This window comes from Pirellulales bacterium (assembly GCA_036490175.1).
In the GTDB taxonomy this organism is placed as follows: Bacteria; Planctomycetota; Planctomycetia; order Pirellulales; family JACPPG01; genus JACPPG01.
Genome location: DASXEJ010000393.1, coordinates 57,451 through 73,850 on the forward strand (window position 1 = coordinate 57,451; position 16,400 = coordinate 73,850).

Annotated in this window: 12 protein-coding genes; 3 read left to right on the plus strand and 9 right to left on the minus strand. The window is 61.7% G+C overall.

What is annotated here, in order from left to right; translation table 11 throughout:
• Positions 1 to 209: 209 nt before the first annotated feature.
• The 3 genes from VGG64_30345 to VGG64_30355 are packed head-to-tail and all read left to right on the plus strand — an operon-like array spanning position 210 to position 4,551.
• Entirely contained in the window at positions 210 to 854 is a 645-nt protein-coding gene (locus VGG64_30345; protein HEY1603940.1) for a hypothetical protein, read from the plus strand.
• Positions 845 to 3,613 (plus strand): response regulator, encoded by a 2,769-nt coding sequence (locus tag VGG64_30350; GenBank protein ID HEY1603941.1) that lies wholly within the window; start codon positions 845 to 847, stop codon positions 3,611 to 3,613. Before VGG64_30345 ends, VGG64_30350 begins: the two co-directional genes overlap by 10 nt.
• Positions 3,610 to 4,551 carry a diguanylate cyclase gene (locus VGG64_30355; GenBank protein HEY1603942.1) on the plus strand — a complete coding sequence of 314 codons (942 nt, stop codon included), beginning with the start codon at positions 3,610 to 3,612 and terminating at the stop codon, positions 4,549 to 4,551. The genes VGG64_30350 and VGG64_30355 overlap by 4 nt, the downstream gene beginning before the upstream one ends.
• A 51-nt stretch (positions 4,552 to 4,602) precedes the next feature.
• Here the strand turns inward: VGG64_30355 and VGG64_30360 are convergent, their stop codons facing one another.
• From VGG64_30360 to VGG64_30400, 9 genes are all read right to left on the minus strand, one after another.
• Positions 4,603 to 5,364 carry an NYN domain-containing protein gene (locus tag VGG64_30360; protein HEY1603943.1) on the minus strand — a complete coding sequence of 254 codons (762 nt, stop codon included), beginning with the start codon at positions 5,362 to 5,364 and terminating at the stop codon, positions 4,603 to 4,605.
• Positions 5,365 to 5,658: 294 nt separating this feature from the next.
• Entirely contained in the window at positions 5,659 to 6,810 is a 1,152-nt protein-coding gene (gene ligD / locus VGG64_30365) for a non-homologous end-joining DNA ligase (GenBank protein HEY1603944.1), read from the minus strand.
• A 152-nt stretch (positions 6,811 to 6,962) separates the two neighbouring features.
• On the minus strand, positions 6,963 to 7,496 hold the full coding sequence (locus VGG64_30370; protein ID HEY1603945.1) for a tetratricopeptide repeat protein: 534 nt from the start codon (positions 7,494 to 7,496) through the stop codon (positions 6,963 to 6,965).
• An 18-nt stretch (positions 7,497 to 7,514) separates the two neighbouring features.
• Positions 7,515 to 8,384, minus strand: coding sequence for a Ku protein (locus VGG64_30375; GenBank protein ID HEY1603946.1), 870 nt, complete (start codon positions 8,382 to 8,384; stop codon positions 7,515 to 7,517).
• A gap of 209 nt (positions 8,385 to 8,593) precedes the next feature.
• Positions 8,594 to 9,442 (minus strand): RNA polymerase sigma factor RpoD/SigA, encoded by an 849-nt coding sequence (locus VGG64_30380; protein HEY1603947.1) that lies wholly within the window; start codon positions 9,440 to 9,442, stop codon positions 8,594 to 8,596.
• 264 nt (positions 9,443 to 9,706) lie between these two features.
• Complete coding sequence (locus VGG64_30385; protein HEY1603948.1) at positions 9,707 to 11,485, minus strand: 30S ribosomal protein S1; 1,779 nt, start codon at positions 11,483 to 11,485, stop codon at positions 9,707 to 9,709.
• A 289-nt stretch (positions 11,486 to 11,774) separates the two neighbouring features.
• A complete protein-coding gene (locus tag VGG64_30390) occupies positions 11,775 to 12,491 on the minus strand; it encodes a lysophospholipid acyltransferase family protein (GenBank protein HEY1603949.1) in 717 nt (238 codons plus the stop codon).
• Between the two features lie 84 nt (positions 12,492 to 12,575).
• A complete protein-coding gene (cmk, locus tag VGG64_30395; GenBank protein ID HEY1603950.1) occupies positions 12,576 to 13,229 on the minus strand; it encodes a (d)CMP kinase in 654 nt (217 codons plus the stop codon).
• Between the two features lie 55 nt (positions 13,230 to 13,284).
• The gene (locus VGG64_30400; GenBank protein ID HEY1603951.1) at positions 13,285 to 16,083 is read right to left on the minus strand and encodes a hypothetical protein; all 2,799 of its coding nucleotides are present in this window, start codon (positions 16,081 to 16,083) and stop codon (positions 13,285 to 13,287) included.
• Between the last annotated feature and the right edge of the window lie 317 nt (positions 16,084 to 16,400).

A 16,400-nucleotide genomic window follows, 5' to 3' on the forward strand; every position in this document is an offset into this window, starting at 1 on the left:
GAAGAGGGCAGGCCCGAAAATCCGCGTTATACGGCTTTTTTGTGATTTTCCGCGCGTGCCTTCCGTGGCCGGACGGAAGTCCCCTCGAATTCGCCATTCGACCTGCCCGGCAAGCTAAGAATAGTTGGCGGAATCGTACACAGGCTCCGGGGGCGTCGTGCGTTTACTGGCGGAACGGACTTTGTTGTGGAACTAGCCGGAGCTTGTGGATGGGCGTTCTGTCGTTACGTGCTCCGAACGTCTATCGCCACGGTACGCGTGCCGCCGTTGTCGCGCTGTGGGCGCTGGCCTGCGTCGCGGGACTCATGGCTCTAGGGCAATATGAGAATACACCGGGCCGGAGCGCCGAGGTCACCAACCAGTGGCCTGCTGGCACAGAAATCGTGCGAAACTCTGCCGGCCCGACGCTGGTCATGTTTGCGCACCCGCGTTGTCCGTGTACGCGGGCCAGCATCGCCGAGCTTGAGCGTGTGGTCGCGCAGTCCGGCGGGACCATTCATCCACAGGTCGTGTTCTTTACACCATCCGGCATGTCACAGGGCTGGGAGCAGACCGACCTTTGGCAATCTGCCGCGGCCATACCGGGTGTCGAAGTCAGCAATGATCTCGATGGCTCGGAAGCCAAAAGGTTTCACGCAACGACTTCCGGACACACCGTTCTCTACGACGCCGACGGCACGCTACTGTTTACCGGCGGAATTACCTCCGCGCGCGGACACCAGGGTGACAATGCCGGCCGCAGCGCGGTAGTCAGCCTGTTGAGAAGCGGCACGGCCGAGTGCCGTGACGCGCCCGTCTATGGCTGCCCCATCGTTACTAGCCTTGATCCATCGGTAAAGTCTCTATGTCCATGATCAATCGAAATATGTCGGTCCTTGACGCACAGACGCGGGACCGTGCCAGCGAGCTGGCCAGCCAGCACGAGCACTTTATCCACGCGCGCACCGATCGGATGTTCGGCGTGTTGCTGATCGTGCAATGGCTAGCCGGCATTGCCGCAGCAGCCTGGATTTCGCCACGCGCATGGTCCGGCTTGGACAGCTATACGCATCCCCACGTGTGGGCGGCTGTGCTGCTGGAGGGCTTGATCATCAGCGCTCCTTTATGCCTGATCTGTTGGCAGCCGGGACGGACATTGACGCGGCACGTCGTCGCTGTGGCGCAGATGCTAACGTCTGCGGTCTTGATTCATCTCATGGGGGGACGCATCGAGACGCACTTTCATGTGTTCGGTTCGCTGGCGTTTCTGGCATTTTATCGTGATTGGCGCGTGCTGATCACGGCATCGGTCGTCGTGGCGGCCGATCATTTTTTCAGAGGGTTGTACTGGCCGGAATCGATCTACGGCACGCTGGCCGCTTCCTCGGTGCGGTGGCTCGAACATGCGGGGTGGGTTGTCTTCGAGGACATTTTTCTTGTCCTGGCCTGTGTGCAGGGCAAACGCGAGATCTGGGAAATCGCCGTGCGTACGGCGCAGCTAGAGGTGACTAATGCCAATATCGAGCAGACCGTGGTGGAACGTACCGCGGAACTGCGTGCGAGCGAAACGGAGTTGCAGCGAGCGAAGGAGCTGGCCGAATCAGCCAATCGCGCCAAAAGCGAGTTTCTGGCCAACATGAGCCACGAGATTCGCACCCCGCTCAATGGCATCATCGGCATGACCGAACTGGCGCTCGATACCCCACTGACGCGCGGCCAGCGCGAGTACATGCAGACGGCCCAGTCGTGCGCCAACTCTTTACTACTGCTCATCAACGACGTGCTCGATGTCTCGAAGATCGAGGCCGGCAAGTTCGCTTTGGACAATGTCGGTTTCAACGTGTACGACACGCTTGGCGACACGATCAAGACCCTGGCGCTGCGTGCCCACGACAAGGGCCTGGAACTGGCCTGCCACATTCTCCCCAACGTTCCCGAGGACTTGGTCGGCGACCCTGGTCGCTTGCGCCAGATCATTGTCAACCTGGTGGGAAACGCCATCAAATTCACCGAACGCGGCGAGGTGATCCTGCAAGCTGCAGTCGAATCGCAGGGTGCCGACGAAGTGTGCTTGCACATTACCGTGAGTGACACGGGGATTGGCATACCGGCAGACAAGACGGATTCGATTTTCCGTGCTTTCGAACAGGCCGATCCCTCGACGACGCGCAACTACGGCGGTACAGGGCTCGGCTTGAACATCGTTACCAAGTTGACCGAAATGATGCGTGGTCGGATCTGGGTAGAGAGCGAAATCGGCCGCGGCAGCGCATTTCACGTGACGGCGCGGTTCGGCATGCAAAAAAGCTCACCACCGCGGCGCGATGCGGACTTGCGCGAAACGTTGCGAGATTTGCGCGTGCTGGTCGTGGACGACAACGCCACGAATCGCCGTATCCTCGACGAGGTGCTGCGACAATGGCACGTGCGTCCCACGCTCGTCAGCGACGGCCAAGCCGCGCTAGCGGCAATCCGCCAGGCGCACGCGCAGCAAAGTCCTTATCGCCTGGTGCTGCTCGACGGCCAGATGCCCAACATGGACGGGTTCGTGCTCGCCGAGCAAATCAAAAAGGACGCGCTCATCGCCGGGCCGACGCTGATGATGCTCTCCTCGGCCGGGCACTTGTCCCATTCAGAACGTTGCCGTCTGGCCGGCATAACTTCGTACTTGGTCAAACCTATCAAGCAAGCGGAACTGCTGGAGGGGATCCTGGCTGCCTTGAATCCGCGCGACGACAGCGCCGCCGGTGCTGTTGACCCGACCAGCAGTGGCGCCGCCGAGGCGGTCAGCTTGGCGCGGCAGCTGCGCATTTTGTTGGCGGAAGACAACGTGGTGAATCAACGGTTGGGCGTTGCCATCCTGGAAAAGCGTGGGCACGTGGTCACAGTCGTCGACAATGGTCGCAAAGCCCTGGCAGCATCCCGCACAGAGCGATTCGACATCATCTTGATGGATGTGCAAATGCCGGACATGGACGGGCTACAGGCTACGGCCGCGATCCGCGAACGCGAGAAGAAATCCGGCATTCACGTCCCCATCATTGCGCTTACCGCGCGAGCGATTACGGCCGATCGCGAACGGTGCCTGGCGGCTGGCATGGATGAGTACGTCACCAAACCGTTTCGACCTCAAGATTTGATCGCCACGATCGAACGGCTGATCCCGGTCGGCGGACAACCGATGCCGGTAACACCTCCGTTGGCTGACACCACCGGCCGTGTGCCAGCGGCGAAGGCCCCGGCTCCTTCGGGACGAACGCGCGGCGTCGTGACGCCCGCTAACACGGCGGGGATCATAGATCTGGCCGCGCTGCGAGCCCGCGTCGAAGACGACACCGAATTACTACTGGAAATGATCGAACTGTTTCTCGATAGCGCTCCCACGCTATTGGACGAAGTCGCGGCCGGCGTACAGCACGGCGATGCTCGCGCCGTGCAACTATCGGCGCACGCCCTCAAAGGCGCCATGCAAAGCCTGGGAGCGACTGCCGGTGCGCGTGCCGCGCTGCGGTTGGAGACGATCGGCATAACGGGCGACATGACCCATGCCGACGAGTCGGTGGCATCGCTGAAAGAGGAATTCGAGCGTCTCACATTTGCACTTGCCCAAACGGCCAAGGAGGCCGCGGTATGAAAGTTCTCATAGCGGAAGACGAAATGGTGTCGCGACGTCTGCTCGAAGCGACGCTGCGACGTTGGGACTATGAAGTGATCGTCGCCCATGACGGGCATCAGGCACTGGATATCGTGCAGCGCCCTGATGGCCCGAAACTGGTGGTGTTTGACTGGCTGATGCCAGGACTCGATGGCCTCGAGCTATGCCGCAGAGTTCGTGCCCAGCACCAAGAGCCCTACACATACATCCTGCTATTGACGGGCAAGCGCGATCCGGCGGATGTCGTCGAGGGACTATCGGCCGGCGCCGACGATTACATCACCAAGCCGTTCGATCCGGCGGAATTGAAGGTGCGGCTGCGAGCCGGCAAGCGCATTCTTTGCCTGCAAGAGCAGCTCATCTCGGCGCGCGAGGCGTTGCGCGAGCTGGCGCTGCACGATTCACTGACCAAGCTTTGGAATCGCGCCGCGATTCACGACATGTTGGCAGTCGAAGTCAGCCGCAGTCGTCGCGAGGGGGCCTCGCTGGCGGCCATCGTGGCCGACTTGGATCACTTCAAACTCATCAATGATACGCATGGCCATCTCGTCGGCGACGCAGTCCTATCAGCGACCGCGAAGGCGCTGACGCAGTCGACGCGCCCCTACGATCCCATCGGTCGGATTGGTGGCGAGGAGTTTTTGATTCTCCTGCCGGGTTGCAATCAGGTCAACGCCGTGAGCCATGCCGAGCGTTTGCGGGCGGCTGTTGAGCGGTTGAGCGTAGAGACCGCCAGTGGTCTGATCAATGTCACGGCCAGCATTGGCGTCGCGGTCTTGGACCGGGGATCCGAGGCGGAAGCGTTTGAGCTGATCCGTTCCGCCGACGAAGCCCTGTATCGCGCCAAGCGCAACGGGCGCAATCGCGTCGAGTGTAACCGAGTCTCCGGCCCGCTGCCGGAACTGACCACGGTGTAAGAGCGGGGCGCGTGTGCCGGCGAAAGCGGTAACCGACAGCCGACGCTACGTTTACCGCTTGAGTTGGCGAACCTTGTAGTTGCCGCGGCTTTCGTCGTACTCCAGTTCGATCAGCCCCTTGGCCTTGATGTCTTCGAGCAAGTCCGAAAAGCTGCCGTAGCCGTAGTAAGACTCGCTAAAGCCGGGATAGACGCGCCGTATTGTTTGCTTCAGCAGCGAGCCCCACAACGGATCGTAATCTTGCTCGACCGACTGCAACACCTCCAGCACGCGCTCGGCCGCCTCTTGTTTCTTGTCTTCCTCGGGCTTGCCTTTTTTGGGGGAGGGAGCGCGCGTCTTTTTGGCCGCCCGGATCAGGTCGTCGTAGTAGATAAACTCGTCGCAGTTCGCGATCAGCAGGTCCGAGGTCGAGCTCTTTACGCCGCAGCCGAGGACCCGCTTGTTGTTTTCCTTGAGCTTGGAGACCAGGGGCGAAAAATCGCTATCGCCCGAGATCAGGGCGAAGACGTCGATATGGTCTTTCGAGTAGCACAGGTCGATGGCGTCGACGACCATGCGAATGTCGGCGCTGTTCTTGCCGCTCATCCGCCGCTGAGGAATGTCGATCAGTTCGACGCCTTGCCCATGAAACTCCTGCACGGCGTCCTTGTAGTGACTCCAATCACAGTACGCGCGCTTGTAGACGATCCGTCCCTTCTCCAGCAATCTTTTCAGGACAAATTGAATCTGAAAACCGCCGACTCCCATCTCGCGGACGCCGATGGCCAGGTTCTCGAAATCGACGAAGACGGCAATCAGTGGTTCGACAGACATGCGGGGCGCGACCTCGTGTCGTGGGGTTCCAATAATCTGAGTTTCCGATGCGGCGTGCTCGCCTGTGAGGTCGCACAAATGGTCCGAGAACGAGACCGCCCAAGAGCGGCCGCGCGCACCCCAATGGCAGGCGACAAGATTGTCCACGCTTGAGATTCGAAACACAACCTCAAGGCGCTACGGCTGGCAAAGATTCCTACCGTCGAAATGCGTCACTGAGCGCGGGAACGACGGCCACAGCAACACCCCGCCATGCCCAACAGTCGCCGGCCGTACGCTGACGAAGGTCTTCGCTCACCTGCTCTTCGCACGTCTCGCGGCAGCCGTTCTTGGCGCGGCCGCGGGATTTTCAACATCGACCGCATTGATGGATCGCGTTGCGCGACGGTGGGGCAACGACGCGCCTTGCAATCGAGTTCGTGGCGAAGGTGCATCTTCGGCCAATCCGCGGGGTACCGGTGCATCGCGCACCACGGCCTTGGCGGGCAGGTCCTCGCGGAGGCCTTGAAATGAGGGATGCCGCAACACATGAGCTCGCGTCCAGTTCGTGAATTCGACCTGGCACACCAACCGCGGGTCGACCCAATGTACGCCGCGACCGGCCTCGCGAAGCGTCAAGTTGGCAAAGGGAGAGTCTTGCCGCGCCAGCCGCTTCAGCTTGTTTCGCAAGGATACGAGCATGCTGGCAGAAAACCCTGTTCCTACGCGCCCCGCGTAGAGCAAATGGCCGGGACGATCGAAATATCCGACTAGAATTGCGCCGAGACCCAGCCGCGACGAGGCGGGCTCTGTGAAGCCGCCAATGACGAACTCTTCTCGTTGGACGCACTTGGTCTTCAGCCAGTCGCGACCGCGCCCCTCGCGGTACGGTCGATCGATCCGTTTGGAAACGATCCCTTCTAAACCGCGCCGGCAACATTGGTGAAAGAACTCGGGCCCATTTCCCAGCAGATGCTCACTGTGGCGCAACGGACTTGCAGGTCCCTGGCCGGCGAGTACCTGCGCGAGAAGCTCCTTTCGCTCGATGAGGGGTCGTTCGCGCAAGTCGTAACCTTCGAGATAGAGCAGATCGAAGAGGTAATAAACGAATCGCTTTGTGGCGCCGTTACTGAGCGCCGTTTGCAGGTCCTGGAAGCTGCTGACGCCGGCAGGGTCGAGCACTACTACTTCGCCGTCGAAGATCGCGGTCTCCAGCCCTAAGGACTCTACCGCCCCGGCAAGTTGTGGGAAGCGCCTGGTCCAATCGAGTTGCCGGCGCGTCAGCAGCCGGGCCCCCTGTCTGTCCAGCCGGCAAATTAAGCGGTAACCATCGAGTTTGATTTCGTGCAGCCACTCGGACCCAACGGGGGGAGCCGCGACTAACGTCGCAAGTTCGGGGACGATACTTTTGGGTAGCCCCCGGCGCAGGGTGGCAGGCAAGCCGTCGGCCGCGGCGAGAGCCGCCATGTGGGAGCCTGACCGCGTTTGCATAGCACGCGACCGCGGGGGCTTCGCCGTGGACTTTTTCGTTGTCGAACTCTTGGCTGCGCGACTCATCTGCACCTCGGAGGGACGACGGTCATTGCCGCGCCCTCGGTCGGTTGAAATCTGTGGCCGTGCTATCCAGACAATCGTGCCCGCGCATACTGTGCCCAGGAACTGGTTGCGTCCCGTTGTAGATACTCTTGCCAGTACTTCGTGGCCTGATCGGTCTGTCCTCGCTCGTCATAACAATCAGCCAGATTGTAGAACGCGTCGGCGAACCAGGGAGCAAGTGCCAGTGATTTTTGAAGGGCGAACTCTGCCTCGTGGCACTGTTGCAATTCGCACAACACGACGCCCAGGTTGTTCCAAGCTTCGGGCCAGGCAACGTTGATTTGCACGACCTGACGAAAGCAATCGATCGCCTCGCTGCGGCGTCCTGTCTGGTAAAGCGTATTGCCAAGGTTGAAAAATCCGGCCGCCGATCGACCGTCGTGCCTGAGCACTCGACGGTAACAGCGGATCGCCTCCTGCAAACGGCCGGCTTCCTCGTGCTCGCAGCCCGCATCGAGTAAGGCATGTGTGTCGGGGCGCCGGGCGACCGGACTGATCGGGCGCGAGCCAGGAGCCGCCGGCGCGTTTCCCAGATCCTGTGGGTTGTTCGCGGACATTTGCCCCCCCTTGGTCAATTACGAGATCTTGCGCCGTCGCACCGCATGGGCACGGTGGCTGGCTGCCATTTTCTTAGGAGGCTTTGCAGTCATGCGCTTGCCCTGCCCCCCACGATGCGCCTTGGCGACGCTTGCCCGCAGGGCGTCCATCAAATTGACGACCACGGGTTCCTCCGCGCCCGGCGGCGTGACGAGTTCGCGTCCTTCGACCTTGGCTTCGATCAAGGTTCGTAGCTTGTGGACGTACTCGTCCCGATACTTCGCAATGTCGAATTTCTTGGTGAGCGAAGCTTTGATGAGCGTTTCAGCCAAATGCAACTCTGTCGCCGAGACATGGGCGTCGCCCTCGACGAGCCCCTCCGACGATCGCACCTGGTCGGCATAGTTGAGCACGTTCAGGCTGAGCAGTTCGTCCTGCGCGCGCACGAGCACCAAGTGCTCGCGGCCGAAAATTACGGCCTGACCGATGCCCCACTTATCCTGGCTGGCCATGGCGCGATGCAAGACTGCGTACGGCTTAACGCCCGCTTCGCCATCGGGCACCAGATAATAATGACGGCCCGAAAAATAGACTGGGTCGATCGTTTCCGGCGACACGAACGTGTCGAGCGTAATGGCCTTCTCGGCCGGTGTTCGCAAAACGTCCAGCTCGGCCGGTTCGATCACGACGTATTCGTCCTTGCTCACCTCGTAGCCGGACACAATTTCGTCATTGGAGACGACGCCGTGTACGGGACAGGTTTTGACGTACCGAATACGGCTGTGGTCTTTGTCGTGCAGTTGGTGCAGGGCGATGCCGCCGCTCGCGCGCTCTTCGGTCGTGATCGCCTGCACCGGAACCGATACCAAGCTGAGCCGCAGAAAGCCCTTCCAGCTATAGCGCGCCATCGACGGACCCCCGGTCACTAGGGGAAATCGCTAGGCGGGCTCCGCCCTGGGAATTGCCGGTCCATCATTGCAGCCAGCAATGACAGCACGGGGCGTGCCAACAATAAGAAAAACGCCTGCGCCAGAGCGGATCTCGACGAACCCGGGCGAAACACTGGTGCCAAGGGGGCGACCCCTATGGACGGGTAAGCATCTATCGCCCAGCGGTCTTAGTTGCCCGACAGTCCAGCGGCCAGCTTGCCGAGGGCTTCGGTCTCGATTTGGCGGACGCGCTCGCGCGTCAGGCCCAGCGATTCGCCGATCTCCTTCAGCGTGCGCGGCTCGTTGTCTTCCAGCCCAAACCGCAGTCGCAGGACGGTGGCCTCGCGAGGGTCCATCGTTTTGAGCTGCGCCATGACGTGCGTCAGGCTGTCACCCTCGACCATTTCGTCTTCGGGGCTGCGACTGTGTTCGTCCATGACCATCTCGGACAACGACCAGCCCGCTTCCGACTGATCGGTCTGCGGGGTCGAGCTGTAGATGCGAATGGCCTTCTTGATGATCGGCAGCTTCTTGCGCGGCAAGCCGAGCACGCGGCCGATCTCTTCGGGCGTGGGCGTGCGGCCCAACTCTTCCGACAGGCGAATCGTCGCGCGGCGCCACTTGGAAAGCAGCTCGACCATGTAGGCCGGGATGCGAATCGTCTTGGCCGTGTTGATCAAGGCCCGCTTGATCGACTGCTTGATCCAGTAGCTGGCGTAGGTGCTGAAGCGTGTGCCCATTGCTGGATCGAAGCCTTCCACGGCCCGCAACAGGCCGAGGTTGCCTTCCTCGATCAAATCTTGCAGCCCCAGGCCCTTGCCGGTGTAACCGCGGGCGATGTTCACCACCAACCGCAAATTGGCGCGGACCATGCGGTCGCGTGCGGCGGTGTCCCCCAGGCCGATGGCCACGGCCAGCTCGCGTTCTTGTTCAGCGGACAAGAGTGCGGTTTCGTTGATCTCGCGCAGGTACGTCTCCAGGGGAGACTGGACGGCGGCAGAGGAACGTCGGCGTGTCTTCGGCATGGATGTCGCCATCGGAATTACTGCGTAAGGGTCGCGGCAAGGAACACACAGAAGATCGACGGTCTCTACTGCAATTCTCCAGGCGCGCCGCCGACGGACAAGGTGAGCCGGATGTGCCAGCACTTCGGAGCGTACGGAACAAAACGGCCCCGCCGGTAGTAACCGGCAGGGCCGTGGTGGGTTCATGCTCGACGAAGCCGATCGCAGCGATCGAAACGACAAGCTCGTTTCGCCGCGTGTCGGTTGTGACGACTATACAGACTACTCGGACGAAGCTTACTCGGCGGTGCGCGGCTTGATCAGCGGTCCACTGTCGCCGCCGATTCCGCCCTTCAGCTCGACAGCCGGGGCCGACGCTGCTTCGACGGTAGCGCCTGCCTCTTCGCCCTCGCGGTCTTCCTCGTTCCATTCGACGCGCTTGCGCGACAGGCCGATCTTGCGTTCGTCGGTATCGACTCGCAGGATCTTGACCTCGATCGGCTCGCCAACCTTGACGATCTCTTCGGGGTTTTCCACCTTGTGGTCCGCCAACTCCGAGATGTGCAGCAAGCCTTCCAGTCCGTTTTCCAAGCCGACGAACACGCCAAAGTTGGTGAGCTTGGTCACGGTGCCGGTCACGATCTGGCCGGGCTGGTACTTGTTGGGAATGTCCGTGGCCCAGGGGTCCTCGGACATTTGCTTGAGTCCCAGTGCGATGCGCCGCCGTTGCTGATCGACCGAGAGGACCTTGCACTCGATCTTTTGCCCCTTCTCGACCGCTTCGCTGGGGTGGCTGATCTTGCGCGTCCACGACATATCGCTGACATGCAACAAGCCGTCGATACCTTCCTCGATCTCGATGAAGGCGCCGTAGTTGGTCAAGTTGCGAACCGTGCCGGTAACCAGCGACCCAGGCGGATAGCGCTCGGCGACCTTGTCCCAAGGATTGGGCTGAGTCTGCTTCATACCCAGCGAGATTTCCTGCTTCTCCTTGTTGATGCCCAGCACCACGACTTCGATTTCGTCGTCGATATGGACCAACTCGTTGGGATGGCTGATTCGCTTGGTCCAGGACATCTCGCTGATGTGAACCAGGCCCTCGATCCCCTCTTCCAGCTTGACGAAGGCACCGTAGCTCATCACGTTTACTACGGTTCCCTTCACGCGGCTGCCGACGGGGTATTTCTCTTCGACCTTTTCCCAGGGGCTGGCCGACTTCTGCTTCAGGCCCAGGCCGATCTTTTCGCGCTCGCGATCGATGTGCAGAATCTGCACTTCGATTTCCTGATCGATCGACACCAGTTCCGACGGGTGACCGATGCGGCCCCAGCTCATGTCGGTGATATGTAGCAGGCCGTCGATGCCGCCCAGGTCGACGAACGCGCCGAATTCGGCGATGTTCTTGACGGTACCCTTGCGGATCTGTCCGGTCTCCAACTCGGCCAAGAGCTTGGATTTCTTCTCGGCCCGTTCGGTCTCGATCAGTGCACGGCGGCTAACCACGATGTTGCGACGGGCTTCGTCGATCTTCAGCACCACGCACTGAATGGTGCGACCGATGTAATCGCCGATATCCGGCGGACGACGAATGTCGACCTGGCTAGCCGGCAGAAATACGTTGACGCCGATGTCGACCAGCAAGCCACCCTTGATCTTGCGCGTGACGGCGCCGGTGACGATATCGCCTTCGTGGACGGTCTCCATGACCTTCAACCACGCTTCGATCTTTTCGGCCTTCCTCTTCGACAGCAAGATCATGCCGCCATCGACGCGGGCCATGTTGCCGTCTTCGATCTCTTCGATCAGCACCTTGACGTTCTGGCCCGGCTCGGGCGGGGCTTCGTCAGCTTCCCACTCGTTGAGCGGAATCGTCCCTTCGCTCTTGTAGCCGACGTCGACGAGAACCAGGTCCCCTTCGACGCGAATGACGCGTCCATTGACAATTTGATTGAGTGTGATATCGCTGCCGCCGCTGGCCAACTCATCGGCCGAGGTGCCCTCCATCGCGGCTGCTAATTCCTGCTCCCACTCTGCCTCGCTGAGGTCGAGGCCCCTTATCAAGTTGCGATTAACCATGTACGACTTGTCACTATCTCCGGCATCACGGGCTGTGGAAAACTCACCTTGCCGCTGGCGCTGGATGGCTCGTGGAGAGCGCGCTCGCGCGGTCGACTGAGATCGCCTGTCCGCCGGTGTTAGAGGTATCCCCACAGGCCGCGATCCCTGCGCAGGGACCTAAACAATCGACTCTGAGGGCAAGCCGCCAAATATATCAGTCTTGGGCGGTAGTCACAATCGGTGGTTGGCGCGGCGATTCGCTCGGTCGGGCCAGGTATTTGCCACATCGGCAGGCGGCTGGGTGCTATCACGCCACATGCGTGGCCGACGTCGTATGCTCGGCCACGCCAAGCCCGACCGGCTCTGCCGAATAGCAGCCCATGGCACGCAAGCGACTCTGTCGAGCCAGCCGATGGCAGCGGCGGATCCGCCGTTCGACTTCGGCGACGAGTTCTCGATCTTCGGCGGCCTGCGCCTCTGCGGGCATTATCGGCTCGCCGATATTCACATGGATCGTCGCCAGGCCGGGCAATAATTGGGTGCGCGGCCACGCCTGATAGGCGCCGTCGATGCCCATCGGCAGCAGAGGGACCTTGGCCCGTTTCGCGAGCGCCGAGAAACCAGGCTTAAGCGTCGCGACTTCGCCATCCGGCGTGCGGGTCCCCTCCGGGAAGATTAAAACGATTTGCCCGGCTTTCAGGCGGCGCAGCATTTCTTTCAATCCGGCCAGCCCCGGTCCTTCGCGGTCGAGCGGGATCGCGTCGAGCGAGCGGATCAGCCAAGCAAACGGGGCGAACCTGAATAATGTGTCGCGGGCCAAGGGACTCATCCGCCGATTCAATGTCAGGCCCACGATCAGGGGGTCGAAGAGACTCTGATGATTCGCCAGGACCAGCGCGCCTCCCTCGCGAGGCTCATACTCGCGCCCGCTGCAACGAACATGAAACAATGCGGCCGCCGACAGCCGGGCGCTGAACTGTATCGTGTCATATAACAGCCGCTTGGCGAGCGATCGATCGGCCATGATGGTGTTTGTCTCGCAAGCCTTGCCTCGGCCCGTCTTTATTGAATCGTTGAGCGCCGCCACGAAAGTGCCAACTCGGGTCCCCTATTTGGGCATCCGGGCCCGCACGAGCGCCTCCAAGCGATCGACGACTTCGTCCGCCGCCAGACCATCGGTGTTGACCACGATCGCGTCGACGGCCGCCACCAGCGGGCCGACATCGCGTCCCTCGTCGCGCTGGTCGCGCTGGTTCTGGTCGGCGAGCACTTCTTCCAAGCTTAGCTTTTCGCCGCGAGCTTCCAAGTCGCGCTGTCGGCGGCGGGCTCGCTCTTCGGCCGAGGCGGTCAGAAAGACCTTGCACTCGGCCCGAGGAAAGACGACGGTCCCCTGATCACGGCCGTCGGTCACTACATTGTCTTGCCCAGCGGCGCGACGTTGCAATTGGACCAGGTGCTCGCGCACGGCAGGGTTGTTGGCCGCGTAGTACGTGGCCGAGGTGACAGCCTGGGTGCGGATTTCGGCGGTCACGTCCTGGCCGTCGAGCAACGTGCGATTTTCTTGAACGTCGATGTTCAGGCCGCGGGCAAGTTCGGCCAGGGCGGCCGGGTCTTCCCAATCCAGGCCATGGCGCAGGGCCGCCAGTGCCACGGCGCGGTACATCGCGCCGGTATCGAGAAAACGGAACTCGAGCCGTGTCGCCAGCGAGCGAGCCGCGCTGCTTTTACCCGCTCCGGCGGGTCCGTCGATGGTCACAATCATGGCCGATGATGCTGCAAGGGACCCGATCCAGTCCTAGGTGATTATGCAGTCTCAACTAACTGCGCAATCGTGCTTCGATTTCCACCCACTCAAACGCCGCGACGTCGATCGTGACACAATCTCCGGCGACGGGCAACTCGGCCAGTGTCTCGCCCCGAAAATTAAGATGTCGTGCGTTCGCCACATCGCGCGGGGCGCGCAGTTGGACTCGCCCGGCAAGACCTTCGGTTTCGAGTAGTCGCACGCGAAACCCTCCGGTCTGTTCAGCGGTGCTCAATTTCGACCAGTGCGTGGCCACGACGTTCTTCGCATCGACATGGAACAGCCAATTCGTTGTGTGGGGTCCCGCCGGACGCGCTGCCGGTGCCACGCACACAACCGGTTGCAGCAGATCCAACGCCTGTTGCAATGGGTGCGCAATATCCAAGCCCACGCCGTAACGAAAATGTCGCTGTGTCTCGCCCTCCACCGCCAGCAGAGTATCGAGCATGCGTGGCCCCGAGCGACGATGATAGGGCAGGGCGCCCGTCAAGATCGTCGTACGGCTGCGCGCCGTGCCGATCTCGAGGTAATTGGGCGCTTCCAAGCGCTTGGCCTCGGTGAGTTGCCGCGCCCCGCCGACGTCGCGATAAAGCTCTGCCGCGACGTCAGGCCAAGCGAATCTTACCGCATAGTACGATTCCCAAGGATCGCCCATGACCGGCTGATCGAGTTCCAACTCGGTATCGACGACCAGCACGCGCGCCCCCCGCGCCAGTTGATAACGTTGCACGAAGCGGGCCAGCGCCTTTCCCTGGCGATCGATGAGTTGGCCGTGACTTTTGATTTCTCCTAGTGCCATCCCATTGTGCGTTGTCTCGATCCCGTCGGCTTTCATCTCGGCATATTCTGCCCCATCGTCAGGATCGCGCCAGATATCGCCCGGCTTGGGCTTCGGACCGGGCGTGCGAAATGCCAACTGGCTTGCCAGGCGGTTTCCCCGCTGGCCGAGGTCGTAGATCGCTTGCACGCCGCCCGAGGCGGGGCTGATCTCGACGCGTAGGAACTCGTTGGCGAGCGTATTCTCCTGAACGATTGTTTTCGTCCCTTTTTTCGTCGCGGCAGCAGACCCGCCTGGGGCAAGCCAGCAGAATCCCATGCCAGGCGTGTCGGCAACCACGAATCGTCGGCCGGCCGATTCCTGTGCTGCGACCACGGCACCTTCGACGGCCGGCAGCGCGGACAAGGCCGTCACATCGACCAGGCTGCGCTGCGCATAGCTTTGCGGGTTCACCAGCAAGAGGCCCGTGGCGTCGGTACCGCGCGGGGCGAGCGCGCCGGCCAACCGTCGACCCGCTGCAATTTGCCGCCGCTCGAGTTCATCCAAAGGGGCGTCGCTCGACGCGCTTGGCCCCTCGTGCGTTTCGCCCGCCGGGGCACCCACCATGTCGGCCAGCATGTGCAGGGTGTTCGTCGCGCATTGCCGGGCTTGCTGAAGGTGTTTGCCTGCCAGTCCGGAAATGGGGGACGATTCGTGATGTGCCACGGCCTGGCGCAGATAAGGTGCGCGGTAGCCGTCGGCTTTGAACTTGATAAGTTCGCCGGGGCTGGTCGTGTTGACGAAGTAATCATTCAGCGTGACGAACTTGCCGAGCACCGCGCCATAGGCGGCCATTCGTCTCAGGTCGCCATAGAAAGTGTCGGCCTGCGACGGCCAATGCGCGAAGACGATCGTGGCGACGTGATCCCGATCCATCGACTCGCCCAGTGTGCGCGGCAAACCCAAGAAGGTGTCGGCGCGGCTGGCATCCAGCGGCAATCGCACCAGCGCGTCGATGGCGGAATAGTCGAGCCCCTCCCAACGCACTTTGCTTTGCGCGGCCGTGGCAAAGCGTCCATCGTCGAGCGTGGCGTGTACGGCGCCAATAAAGCCCAGTCGCGAGAGGATTTGCGGCAGCAACGGTGAGAGTCCGAACCGCCGCCTGCCATAGACGCGCGGCGCTTGCCCGAGCAGGTCCTCAAAGATCTTGGCACCGGTATGGAATTCGTCGAGCGTCTCTTCGATCGGCAGCAGCGGCAATTCACGCTCGGCGCGTTCGCCACCAACGAGTGTGACCGTCCCATGATCGAGCGCCATGCGCAGCGCGGCGAGCGTTTCGGGCGCAGCGTGCGCCAGGTGTGCCAGCGTATCCCCCGCGATCAGCAAGTTCTGCGGAACGTCGCTGGCGAATTGTCGGCGCAGCGACTCGCCGACTGTAGTCGGAGCCACCAGCGTCAAATCGACTAAAAACGCGTCGACGGGATAAAAACGCTCGCGCGCTTCGACGAGCACCTCGAAGCTGTTCTGCAGGTGCCGCCGCGTGGCTTCGACATCCCCTGTCAGGCAAGCCCGGGCCGCGGCGAGGGCCTCGTTCTGCAAATGGACTTCGTCGATGTTGCTCATATAGCGCATTTGGCGCGTGAGCAATTCCACCGCCAGATAGCCGTAGCCCAGGGCCAGAAAATCGGCGGTCAGTTCGGGATCGAGATTCTCCTGTCGGTCGTCCAAGCCAGCCAAGGCGGCGGCCACGATTTCGTCACGGCGTTGTAATTTGCGGACGACATGCGCGCCTTCGCTCGTGGCTCGCGATGCCCAGCCGGCCAGCAACAAGGGCTCGCTGGTCGAGGGGATAACGATCAGCCGGCCGGACAGCGCGTCGGGCGGCCCGTCGGCCCGATACCAGGTCGGCAGCCGACCACAGGCGGCCAATAGCTGGGGGTGCCAGAGAGCCGACCAGGCGGCCAGCAACCCCTCGGCCGCCGCCCCCTCGTAGTGCGTGGGGAAGTCCTCCAGGCTGTGGCAGGGCAAGAGGACGCAAGCTTCTTCAAATTTCATGGCGGACAGCGATGGAGGACGAGCCGAAATGGCGATCCGTAGGGGCACGTGCGGGGAAATCCACGATAGCCCGGGCAGCGTCGGAAGTCGAGTCGCCGAAGCCATCTCCGGCGCGGGGTGGGTGGCGGCCGACCCGTCACCCGCGTTGGGCCCGACGCGAGCAATTACAAAATTCGCAGCCGACTCTTGCTCCGGCCTTTAATCTTGTTGACACTAGGAGATGTAAGTCAATAATTGGACTTGGAATAGAGCTCGGCAGTCCCGCGCGTCACATCGAGACCTTTTTCAGGTCGAGGGCTGTCGGTTTCGCCATATTT